This window comes from Bartonella sp. AC130YNZD, assembly GCF_042196865.1.
In the GTDB taxonomy this organism is placed as follows: domain Bacteria; phylum Pseudomonadota; class Alphaproteobacteria; order Rhizobiales; family Rhizobiaceae; genus Bartonella.
Map to the genome: position 1 here is coordinate 91,820 of NZ_JBHIQZ010000007.1, position 11,724 is coordinate 103,543.

Genomic DNA, 11,724 nt, shown 5'->3' on the forward strand with positions numbered 1-11,724 from the left:
TTATGCAGCAATCTCGCTTTTTGTTTGTTTTTAGTGCTATAGTATTTGTTTTGATGATTTTGTGGATGTCCGTTTTTATTGTCTATCCTCGTCAACAGGTAGCAATTAAGCGTTTTGGACAAATTGTTCAGGTAGAATCTAATCCTGGAATCTATTTCAAGGCGCCCTTTATCGATAAGATGATCATTGTTGATAATCGGTTATTGCGTTACGATGTTCCTACACAATCTGTACAGGTTCGTGGTGGTGCGTATTATGAGGTGGATGCGTTTTTTATTTACCGTATTACAGATCCTAAGTTGTTTTTACAGCGCATTGCTTCTGGGCGTCCACAAATTGCGGCACGTGAAAACCTTGCACCACGGTTTATTGACGCTTTGCGTGCTGTTTATGGTAAGCGAGAATTTAAAGCAGCCTTATCGGATGAACGAGGCGCGATGATGGCTGAAGTACAGAAGCAGTTTTCTGTAGATGCAGGTTCGTTGGGTATTACCATTGTTGATGTGCGTATTCGTAAAACCGATTTGACAGATGCTGTTTCAGAAGATGTTTATCGGCAAATGGCAGCTGAACGTGAAGCTGCTGCGGAAAATATCCGGGCTCGTGGTCAGCAGGAGCGAGATCGTATTGTGGCAGAAGCTAATCGTGAATATGAAGAAATTGTAGCAGCTGCAAAGCGTGATGCTGAAATTACCCGTGGTGAAGGTCAAGCTGAAAGTATTCGTCTTTTATTGAATGCGAGGGAGGCTAATCCGTCTTTTTACGATTTTTGGTTGGCGATGGAACAATACAAGAATTTAGAAAAAACACCGATGGTGATTTCTCCAAATGAGGATTTCTTTTTCTATTTTCGTAATCCGCTGCAGGCAAATAAAGCATTCTTACCAACAATGAATACTGGCCTCAGTAAAACTGATCCAAAATCGGGAGAGAATAGATAAAATAATGGATTGCAGATACGAGATTTTGCATGAAAAGAATGATCTGTGACCATTTTTTTATGGTAAAAGTGCTAGAGAGTATCGAGCCGTGCTGGTTTTACGTAGATAAATTTAGTGGGGCTCTTTGCATCTTTGATTAAAGGCATGTCATGGATAGAAGTGTCGTGAGTAAAAATACGTTTTTAAAGTTTTTTATCACAAGAGTTGTTTTTTGTGTGACTTTGTTTCTATCAGGATCAGAGAGTTTGTCTTGGGGAGCCGAGACAAGCAAGGCATTGCTTTCTATTCCTGATTTAGCTTCTGAGCTTTTGGAAACAGTTGTGAATATTTCTACGGCGCAGACTGTTGAAGGAACAGAACAGGATGCAAACACCTCGGTACCCGTTATCCCAAAAGATTCATTGCTGGAGGAATATTTTAGTGATTTTTTTACACCCAAGGATGGTCAAAAAGATAGTCAATTTCAAAAGGTGCGTTCTTTAGGGTCTGGTTTTGTGATTGATGCGCAAAAAGGGATTATTGTTACAAATTATCATGTTATTGTAGATGCTGATGATATTGAAGTTAATTTTACGGATGGTACAAAACTAAAGGCAATGCTTCTTGGAAAGGATAGCAAAACTGATTTGGCGTTGCTTCAAGTCGATGCAGGAAGTAAAAAATTAAAAGCTGTGCGTTTTGGTGACTCAGAAAAAGCACGTATTGGTGACTGGGTTATGGCTATTGGTAATCCTTATGGTTTTGGTGGAAGTGTGACGGTTGGTATTATTTCTGCACGTAACCGTGATCTTAATGCTGGTCCCTATGATAATTTTATTCAAACAGATGCAGCAATTAATCGGGGCAATTCTGGTGGTCCGTTATTTGATAGAAATGGTGAAGTCATTGGCATTAATACAGCAATTGTTTCACCTTCGGGAGGATCTATTGGTATTGGATTTGCTATTCCATCGGATATGGCTCTTTCTGTTATTAATCAATTGCGTGATTTTGGAGAAATAAGGCGTGGTTGGTTGGCTATTCGTATTCAGCCGGTAACAGAGGATATTGCAAAAAGTTTAAAATTGGAAAATGCTGTGGGAGCATTGGTGGCTGGTAAAATAGAACAAATGGAAGAAAATAATGTAGATAATAGCCAGTTACAAACTGGAGATGTTATTCTTTCCTTTGGTAATTCCAAAATTAAGCATGCACGTGATTTGCCGCGTTTAGTTGCAGAAAGTTCAGAAGGAAAAGTGGTGGACGTTACTATTTTACGCAATGGGCAAGAAGAAACAGTAAAAGTTAAGCTTGGACGTTTGATTGAAACAGATCCAAATGAAGATACAGAAGAAGTTACTGATAAAAAAAATCAAGATCTGTCGAAAAACGTGACAATGCAATTTATGGGAATGACGTTATCTGAACTGACAGAGGATTTGCGTCATCGTTATTCAATTTCAGATAAACTTCGAGGATTAGTGGTGACAGCTGTTGCACAAAATAGTGCAGCGGATAAAAAGCGTATTCGCGTTGGTGAAGTGATTGTTGATATCAATCAGAGTTCTATCACAACAATTGATGAGGCTAAAAAACGTATTCATAAATTACGTGAAGCTGGACGCAAAAATGCTCTATTTATTGTAGCGCGTCCAGATGGAGAGTTACGGTTCGTAACGCTCCTAATGGATTGATCCTTAAAAATTATTTTTTTGTTTTTTATCAGCCTTAGTAATGGGATATTTTGCAAGTCAGGCATGTGATGTCCAATGTTTCTCAAGCTCATTTCACGATAGAGAGCATGGGGTGTGCAATATAAAATCCATTGGGCAGCTCTGTTTCTACGTTAAATAAAAGTAAAAGTTAGTATCATCATAGATTTGCTAGTTTCCAATCTTGCAACAGCCTAGACTTTGAAATGCTGCATAAGAGATCTATGTTTTGTGTTTAAGTCAATTATTATTATAAATAATGTTTTATTTAGTGAGACTTTTAGTCCTTTGTGATTGTACTTTATGTGCTATGGAGAACGTTTTTTTTCACTTCAGTTTGAAAAAAACTATCTTAGAGAAAAATCATATTAGACTAAATTAGTTATATATATATATTTACACCTTTCTTGGTGATGGATGAAGAAATAGTTATAAAAAAGAGAGCCTGAAGAAGACAATTTCTGAATCTCCTATTATAAATCAGATTAGTATACTGTTTTTATAGGAAAAAATAAAGCTGTTTGATTGTATAGGTTAAGCTCAGTATTATTTTCATAAATGATGACAAAGAATATATTTGTTTTTAATGGACTAACGGACAGAATGATTATGACTGTAGTTTACTATTGAACTATGATAGCAAAAATGCTTGGAAATTCCTTTGGTGTTGTTATTAAGCCCATTTTTTATAAATTTCATAGGGGGCTTTGGTGGTGTCTGCATGTTGCAATAAGTTATTGATTGGGAGAAATTGCTATTCATGACACAGAGAACAGTTACATTAATAGCGGGGCCAACGGCAAGTGGGAAGTCAGAATTTGCCTTGCAAATGGCTCAAGAAAAGAATGCTCTCATTGTTAATACTGATTCAATGCAGGTTTATGATGTTTTAAATATTTTAACGGCACGGCCGGGGGAGGCTGATACCGCGATTGTTCCCCATTATCTTTATGGTCATGTGAGTCCTACTTTGAATTATTCAGTAGGGCAATGGTTGTGTGATGTCGAGAAGCTATTGGCTACTTTTTCTTTAAGATCAGTTATTTTTGTTGGTGGGACAGGACTTTATTTTCGTGCTCTTTTAGAGGGGATTTCGGAAATCCCTCATGTTCCAAATGTTGTGCGGCAGAAGTGGCGTTTGCTGCTTGATAAAGAGGGACCTGAAAGTCTTTATCGCCAATTGTTGCAGATTGATGCTGTTGTTGCTGAAAAAATTTCTTCGCACGATAGACAGCGTATTGTCCGTGCTTTGGAAGTTTATGATGCAACCGGTAAGACGCTCAGTTGGTGGCAGAAACAAAAAACAATACCTATTATTGCGCCGAATTTGACCAAAAAAATTCTTCTCATGCCACCACGTCCTCTGCTTTATGAACGTATTCATAAACGCTTGGATTCTATGATTGAAAGAGGAGCTTTAGAAGAAGTGGTGGCTATGAAAAAACTTAAACTTTCCCCTTCTTTACCAGCAATGAAGGCTATTGGTATACCTGAGTTTATGGCTTATTTGGATGGATATAGAAGCTTTGAGAATGCTCTTGAAGCGGTAAAAATACAAACGAGGAGATATGCAAAAAGACAAATGACATGGTTTCGTAATCAATTTGATGAAGAATGGGTGCTTACTTTTTGATAAAAGAGTTAGAGCTTTGCAAAGAAACTTATCGAAAGATAAAAGATAATTCGTGAAAAAGAAATTTTTTAGAAAATATAATTTTTTATTGACGAATGGTATCAATGGAATTAGAAATCTTTCTAAAAGGAATTTTTTATATATTTTATACGTTGGAATAATGGGGGGTAATCATACAGTATGTGTTGTGTAATGGGCTCCTTTGGGGGCTTTTTTTATGGGCTCCGTTAGGGGCTTTTTTATTGTCCTATAAAGTAGGTGAGTGGGAAAAATGAGAAATGATCCAAGAAAGCAAGAGAGTGCAGATGGAAAAATAATGTCGGGCGCTGAAATAGTGGTTCAAGCTCTTATAGATCAAGGCGTTGAACATATTTTTGGTTATCCTGGTGGGGCTGTTTTGCCTATTTTTGATGTTCTTTATCACCAAGATACACTCCAGCATATTTTGGTGCGCCATGAACAAGCCGCAGGGCATGCGGCTGAAGGCTATGCACGCAGCACAGGGAAGGTAGGGGTTATGCTTGTGACTTCTGGTCCAGGGGCAACGAATGCTGTTACACCTTTGCAAGATGCTCTTATGGATTCGATACCTCTTATTTGTTTTTCTGGGCAAGTGTCAACAACGGTGATTGGAACAAATGCTTTTCAAGAGGCTGATACAGTTGGAATTACAAAGCCTTGTACGAAGCGTAATTGGCTGGTTAAAAATGTCAATGATCTTGCGGCTATTATTCATGAAGCTTTTTTTCTTGCTCAATCAGGTCGTCCTGGGCCGGTTTTGATTGATATTCCTAAGGATGTTCAATTTGCTTCAGGATTTTATAGAGCACCTCAAGTTCAGGAGTCTTTACATTCTTTTCCATCGATGAAAGGGAATACTAAGGCTATTGTATCTGCCGTTTCTCTTTTAGTTGAGGCAAAACGCCCTATTATTTATTCTGGTGGTGGTGTTATTTCATCGGGGATGAAAGCTATACAGCTTTTACGTAATTTGGTTCAATTGGGGGATTTTCCGATTACTTCAACATTAATGGGACTTGGTGCTTATCCTGCTTCCGGTAAAAATTGGCTTGGAATGCTTGGAATGCATGGAACCTATGAGGCTAATATGGCCATGCATGATTGTGATGTCATGTTAGCTGTTGGAGCACGATTTGATGATCGTATCACGGGGCGCCTTGATGCATTTGCACCTCATGCGCGTATTATTCATATTGATATTGACCCTTCTTCTATCAATAAAATTGTAAAAGCAAAAGTTCCAATTATTGGTGATGTGGCTTGTGTTTTAGGAGATATGACGCAACTCTTAAAGATACAGCAACCAGCGTTTAACAGTGAAGTCCGTGAGGCGTGGTGGACGCAAATTAACCGTTGGAAAGCTCGTAATTCATTGGCATATGCGGAGAAAAAAGATGTCATTATGCCGCAATATGCTCTTGAACGGCTGTATGCTCTTACCAAAGATGCGAACGCTTATATCACAACGGATGTCGGGCAGCATCAGATGTGGGCAGCGCAGTATTATCATTTTGATGAACCAAAACATTGGATGACTTCTGGTGGTCTTGGAACGATGGGGTATGGTTTACCTGCTGCTATAGGTGTTCAAATAGCGCATCCTGATGCGCTTGTTGTGTGTATTTCTGGTGATGCCTCCATTCAGATGAATATTCAAGAGCTTGCAACAGCTATTCAGCATGACACACCGGTGAAAATTTTCATTTTAAATAATCAGTATATGGGAATGGTCCGCCAGTGGCAGCAATTGCTGCATGGTAATCGTCTTTCTCATTCTTATACGGAATCTATGCCTGACTTTGTGAAATTGGCACAAGCTTATGGAGCCGTGGGAATTCATTGTTCAAAACCCGATGAACTTGATGATAAAATTCAGCAGATGATTGATTGTGATAAGCCTGTTCTTTTTGATTGTCGTGTTTATCATTTAGAAAACTGTTTTCCTATGATCCCATCGGGATGTGCTCATAATGAGATGTTATTACCCGATGAGGCAAGCGAAGAAGCTATTGCAAATGCTATTTCTTCTGAGGGAAAGATTCTTGTATAAAATGAATATATTAATAAAATAGTGAAGGATGGTGATGATGAAGTCTTTGGAGTCTTCATCTCTTTCTCTTCTTTGTGGAGAGTTTCTATTATCCTTAGAGCTCATTTTATGATTTTCATTCTGTGTTTAAAGACATGGGGTGTATTATTATTTGTTCATCTAAAAAATGTTATAAGTCGTGTGCCCAATTATGTTTGAATTTATTTGTACGCGATGTTTGTTTTTTTAATTCATATGTTCACATTAATAGCTATCTCGTTGCATTTTTTAGATAATACATTGAATTATCTGTTATAAATTAATTATGTTGTCTCATATATGAAAGATTCCATCGTGCAAGAAAAAATCCACTGTGCTTGAAGGGTGCAACCATGCAAACCGTCATACTTGTGAAAACAATAGAAAAGTTTGTCACTATGTTTTGGTTTCGCATTATGAAATTACTTCAAATCGCTCTTTCAAGGGCTTGATAGGAGAATCCCCCTAGCGGACTGAAGGAAGGGCAGAAATAATAAAGACCAAATACAGCCATGGAAAATCAATTGGCCACCATAGCTTATAATCAGGTAGTAACCTCACCTGATTATGTGGGAGAAATTTATACATATGAGATGTATCATCAATATATATATAAACCAGAATAATACTCAACATCATATCATTATCAGGACATTAACATTGAAAATCAAATACTCTTTCTTTTATTTGTTCTATATATCTATGATTCCATAAATCTGCAGACACAAACACTCTTTGAATCCATCGCATTGGATTTTTATAACTATCAAATGATCCAAAAAATTTATCTCTAGAGTGTAGGGACATTCTATTATCAATGTATAATAATCTTCCTGGTTGTACATCAATTCCAAAAGATACAGCCTTAATAGCTTCATAAAAATGATCTAAAGCTTCCTTGGCTTTTTTTGACTGTGGCTCTAACATGTCTGGATAAAAAACAGCGCTGATATCTGGGAATTCACCGTCCCCTTGAGCGAGGGGTACTTTACTTGTAGAGGTTACCCCATTTTTTCTCCATCTATAGGGAACATTAATTATATATAAATTATCCCTTAAGCTCCTCAAATCCTCCTCATTTAAAAGTTTTAAAGCGAGACGTGCATCAGATATTCTCGTTAACGGGCCATCAACATCATTGCGAACACCAGATAAAAGGATCCCTTTAGGAGATAAATTTAAACCTCTTATAAATTTTAGTGCAGCATTTTCTATATGAAAATCTAACTCAACTTCAGATCCTAATCCTGTATAATCTTTTTTATTATCCTCTAAAGGAACTAGGTTGTTTACTATATGTTCGCCTTCAAATTTAATTGAATAAGGCTCTCCGATTAATAAAGAAAACATCATAATTAAATTTTCGCTAATATAGCCACTTTTACAAGACGCATCTAAATTATAAGGATTAGGTGACGTATTAATTTGTCTATCAATTGGAAGGTTTTCAAAGATTAAATATGCTCTAGGGGTAATAGACATCTTTTGATTCATAAGAATTGTCAATATTCTATGGGGTAGCAGCGAAAATGCTATTTTTTTTTAGCTTAACCGAATATTCAATACCACCGTATGGATCATAAATAACATGGTCCAAAGCCTCCCAAAGTTTGTCTCTTTCGCCATTGCTCAACTCAAAAGTATTTTCATTTATTACTATAATTTCCTCCCCAATTATATTTCCCTACTTTTTTATTAAGAAAAGTGAAAAAACAATAATTAAAATTAGCCATGTTAGTACATAAGTGTCTGTAAAATCTTGGATTAATCCAAATAATGGTGGAGCAGTAATAATTGCGATTTGATTTACAGACATTGCTAAACCCAGAGAAAATCCAACGCTTTCTTTCGGCGAAGAGTCTACAATATAAGCAACCCAAGGGCCATACCATCCTAATCCAAAAAAACCTAACCAAGCAGATAAAATAGTTAAATAAATTATGGATCCACTCATGCCTAAAATTAATATTAAAAATCCAAAAACGACTGCAATCATGCAAAACAAGACAGGAAAAAATCGTCCTTTTCTACAATGATCACTCCACGCTGCTAAAATAATTTTTCCTAAGGCACCAGAAGCCTGTGAAACAAAAAACAAATAAGCACTTTTATTTAAGGACAGCTGATAGATTCTATAAAAATAAATCGTTATAAAAATGGTTAAAACATATTGAACGATCACAAGTGAAACGCCTGAAAAAATAATATTCTTCATATGCGGTGCAGTTAACATCGCAAGACGAGACTTTACATTTGCATAGAACGAAACTTTTGCCTTGCTTTTTGGAACGATAGCGACAACTTTTGCTGGTGCGTGATAAAAAATAATAAAGATACATCCCCTAAAAAAGAAACGATGGCACCGACCAAAAACGCACCTTGTATGCCATAGACAAGCGCACTCGCAGGAAGAACCATCCCAGCTAATGCCCCATCTAATGGTAGCCCCGCTTGCCTTATTCCCATTGCAAATCCGCGTTGCGATTGTGGAAACCATGCAGAAACAGATTTAGCGCCACCAGGTTGAGCAGAACTATAAAATCCCCCTACAATGAGCAAACAAACCAAAAGGGAAATATAGTTTTCTGCAATTGCTCCCAATAAAAGAGCGATAGAAACGCCGAGTGCGCCAACGCCAACAATATAGCGCTCGTTAAACTTGTCTAGTAATTCACCAGCTACAAGTAATCCAATAATAGGTAGGAACTGCGCTGCTGAAGACAGCAAACATATTTGAGAGTCACTAAGCGAGAAATCCTTCTTAAAAAATTCAGCTAAAGGACCAATCCCTTGAACAAAGAAGCAGGCTGATGCTTGAGCGATAGTGGCAACAAGCAATACAATCCAATCTATAATAATTTTTTTCTATAAATTTATTATTGCTCACTCAGCCCCCCTCCAATTAAATTGTATTCCAATAAAGTAGCCTTTTTTAATAATGCTTGCAACAATAAATTAGGTATTTTATGCTGATTACATAAAAATCTGTCAATACGATTGGTCTTAATGTGAAAGCTAAGGAATATGCTTAATTTAAGGAAATAAGCTATTATGTGTCGTGCAAATTTGATACGCTAGCGATATAAGATAAATTTTACAAACATTGGCTCAGCCAGCATTAAGTGCTCTTTATAAAAGAAGCTATATTTTGGCAAGCTTTTTCAAAATAATTCTCAAAGCTTTCTTCAGTCACATAGCCCAGATGCGGTGTGCAAAGAACTCTATCTGATTGCAATAATTTGCTCTCATATACTGGCTCGCTGTCATAAACATCCAGTGCAAAGTAAGTTGAATTTTCCAAACTGAGTATTTTTTCTATCGCTCCTTTTTCAACCAAAGCTGAACGTGCTGTGTTGACAAAAATAGCATGAGGTTTCATGCTCAATAGATCATCTAATTGAATGATTTCTCTGGTTTTATCACTTAAACGTAAATGGATGGATATAATGTCAGGACGTGTAAAAAATTCATCTTTTGAATGCGTAAAATGATAACCTAAATTTCTTGCTTCTTGCGTTGAATGCTCGCTCCCATAAACCAAAATGGACATGCCAAAAGCTTGAGCATATTGAGCAACCATTTTACCAATACGCCCAAATCCGAATATTCCAAGAGTAGCCCCTTTCATTTGGTTGCCAAATGTTGTTTGCCATCGTCCTTTTTTCATATCAGATACAGATTTATAGAGTTTTCTACGCGCAGACATAATTAAGAGCCACGCAAATTCAGCAGCAGAAGTTGGATCTCCACCACCGTCTAATATTTCAATTTCTAAGTCTCTACAAGCTTCTATATCAATATGTGAACCTATAGGGACTGTTTGGCAGATTAATTTTAAATTTGGCAGTTTCAGGAGAAGATTTCTATCAACTATAGTCCGCTCTCTGATTAAGATAAGAATATCGATCTCTTTGAGCTTATCTTCTAAATCACATTCTTTAGCTAAATTATTTATAACCAGCACTTCATGTGATGTCATTAATTTTGTAATAGACTGTAATGTTAGAGTGGCTTTTTGATAGTCATCTGGAATTAATATTTTCAATTTAAACCTTCCGTTTCATTCATCAATATTTGAGCTCATTATTTCATTTCTAAAACAACCAAAAAGCAATCTCATCGCTGATATTTTGACATAACGCCAAGCCTATTAACAAATTATACCCCTTGATTTATTGTTATTTCTAGCAACGGTAACAAATAATAATTAAATCAAAAAGTTATATTTGTAGTAAGGGATTAGGTGCTTATTGATTCTATTATGTTTTTTTGTCTCTATCCCTAACTTTTTTGGAGCTTTTGTATCGATTCAAGAGCGAGTTTTTTGCGATCTGCGCTCTTGGTATAAAGAGATGCCATACTGTCATTTGTCCAGCCAAAGAGTGCTTTCAATTGCGATACCGTTGCACCCGAATTTGCTGCGCGTGTTGCTGCTAATTTTCTTAAGCCATGCGCTGATTTTTTGATACCTGCTTGGGTACAAGCATTATAAAATGTAATTCCGAAGCTTTTTTTGGGTATTTTTTTCCCGCGTTTACCACAAATGAATGTTTCTTCTCCAATAGGACCAACTTCAAGCGTTTTGGCTAATTCTGGCAAAATTGGGAGAAAGACATCTGTTTTAAATTGGCTCTTTTCTGTTTTGATGTGAATGATATTATCTTTGACGTCTTTCCAGCCAATGCGGACCGCATCACCACGACGCAGACCCGTGTAAAGAAGAACATCAATCCAAACACGTTCATGGGTACCATGTGACCAGCGTTGGTAATATTTTTCAACATCTTCTTCTGTCCAAACGGGAAAGCCCTCTTTATTTTTAAGAGGAGGTCTTGTGATACCTAAAGTAGGGTTGCTTTCCAAAAGTCCTTGTTCAATCGCCCATTTAAAAAGCCCATTTAGGGATTGTAGAAAGTCTCTAGCCATTGCTGGTGTTTCTTTGCGCCGTTCAACACCGGCTATGATATGTTTCTTTTCTATTGCTTGGTATGAAATGTGTCCTATAGTATCGCACACTTTCATAAGAGTGTATTCTCTTTGTCTCTTTGTGGCTTTAGCGAGGCTATGCCAATTGGAGCTGTTAAAATACTGTTTAAGGAGCCATGCGAATGAACCTTCGACTAGCTTACCAGTTTTTGATTTAGGAAGTATAAGCCCTTGTAACTCGGCAAGTGCGCTTTTGTAGTTATCAACAAACTCTTGCGTTCCATAGGTGCCGCGTATTCTAATACGTGGTCCATGACCAATACGTACATACCATATAATTTTACCATGACGTGTGACTTCTTTGACAAGATGAGGAGGACGTGGTTTAGGCATGGTATTTTACATCTTAGAGAGTGCGGTTTCGTAATATTCATTCTTTGACAA

9 protein-coding genes are annotated in these 11,724 nt (G+C 37.0%); 4 read left to right on the forward strand and 5 right to left on the reverse strand.

What is annotated here, in order from left to right:
• Positions 1–2: 2 nt before the first annotated feature.
• The 4 genes from hflC to ACFINU_RS04575 all read left to right on the forward strand — a co-directional run bounded on the left by hflC (position 3) and on the right by ACFINU_RS04575 (position 6,336).
• Positions 3–941, forward strand: a complete 939-nt coding sequence (gene hflC, locus ACFINU_RS04560; RefSeq protein WP_375618245.1) for a protease modulator HflC — start codon at positions 3–5, stop codon at positions 939–941.
• 149 nt (positions 942–1,090) lie between these two features.
• Entirely contained in the window at positions 1,091–2,614 is a 1,524-nt protein-coding gene (locus ACFINU_RS04565) for a Do family serine endopeptidase (RefSeq protein WP_375618246.1), read from the forward strand.
• 778 nt (positions 2,615–3,392) lie between these two features.
• A complete protein-coding gene (gene miaA / locus ACFINU_RS04570; protein ID WP_375618247.1) occupies positions 3,393–4,265 on the forward strand; it encodes a tRNA (adenosine(37)-N6)-dimethylallyltransferase MiaA in 873 nt (290 codons plus the stop codon).
• A gap of 271 nt (positions 4,266–4,536) precedes the next feature.
• Positions 4,537–6,336: an acetolactate synthase 3 large subunit gene (locus ACFINU_RS04575; RefSeq protein ID WP_375618248.1), complete on the forward strand. Its 1,800-nt coding sequence runs from the start codon at positions 4,537–4,539 to the stop codon at positions 6,334–6,336.
• A 672-nt stretch (positions 6,337–7,008) separates the two neighbouring features.
• Here the strand turns inward: ACFINU_RS04575 and ACFINU_RS04580 are convergent.
• From ACFINU_RS04580 to ACFINU_RS04600, 5 genes are all read right to left on the reverse strand, one after another.
• Positions 7,009–7,836 carry a TauD/TfdA family dioxygenase gene (locus tag ACFINU_RS04580; protein WP_375618249.1) on the reverse strand — a complete coding sequence of 276 codons (828 nt, stop codon included), beginning with the start codon at positions 7,834–7,836 and terminating at the stop codon, positions 7,009–7,011.
• A 202-nt stretch (positions 7,837–8,038) separates the two neighbouring features.
• A complete protein-coding gene (locus ACFINU_RS04585) occupies positions 8,039–8,587 on the reverse strand; it encodes an MFS transporter (RefSeq protein WP_375618250.1) in 549 nt (182 codons plus the stop codon).
• 14 nt (positions 8,588–8,601) lie between these two features.
• Positions 8,602–9,192, reverse strand: coding sequence for an MFS transporter (locus tag ACFINU_RS04590; protein WP_375618251.1), 591 nt, complete (start codon positions 9,190–9,192; stop codon positions 8,602–8,604).
• Positions 9,193–9,472: 280 nt separating this feature from the next.
• The gene (locus ACFINU_RS04595; protein ID WP_375618252.1) at positions 9,473–10,399 is read right to left on the reverse strand and encodes a D-2-hydroxyacid dehydrogenase family protein; all 927 of its coding nucleotides are present in this window, start codon (positions 10,397–10,399) and stop codon (positions 9,473–9,475) included.
• Positions 10,400–10,635: 236 nt separating this feature from the next.
• Positions 10,636–11,673 carry a tyrosine-type recombinase/integrase gene (locus ACFINU_RS04600; RefSeq protein ID WP_375618253.1) on the reverse strand — a complete coding sequence of 346 codons (1,038 nt, stop codon included), beginning with the start codon at positions 11,671–11,673 and terminating at the stop codon, positions 10,636–10,638.
• Between the last annotated feature and the right edge of the window lie 51 nt (positions 11,674–11,724).

Bases quoted from the DNA above. Each gene is read 5' to 3' on its own strand.
- hflC (WP_375618245.1), top strand. From the start codon at position 3: ATGCAGCAATCTCGCTTTTTGTTTGTTTTTAGTGCTATAGTATTTGTT.
- ACFINU_RS04580 (WP_375618249.1), bottom strand. From the start codon at position 7,836: ATGTCTATTACCCCTAGAGCATATTTAATCTTTGAAAACCTTCCAATT.
- ACFINU_RS04585 (WP_375618250.1), bottom strand. From the start codon at position 8,587: ATGTTAACTGCACCGCATATGAAGAATATTATTTTTTCAGGCGTTTCA.
- ACFINU_RS04575 (WP_375618248.1), top strand. From the start codon at position 4,537: ATGAGAAATGATCCAAGAAAGCAAGAGAGTGCAGATGGAAAAATAATG.
- miaA (WP_375618247.1), top strand. From the start codon at position 3,393: ATGACACAGAGAACAGTTACATTAATAGCGGGGCCAACGGCAAGTGGG.
- ACFINU_RS04600 (WP_375618253.1), bottom strand. From the start codon at position 11,673: ATGCCTAAACCACGTCCTCCTCATCTTGTCAAAGAAGTCACACGTCAT.
- ACFINU_RS04565 (WP_375618246.1), top strand. From the start codon at position 1,091: ATGGATAGAAGTGTCGTGAGTAAAAATACGTTTTTAAAGTTTTTTATC.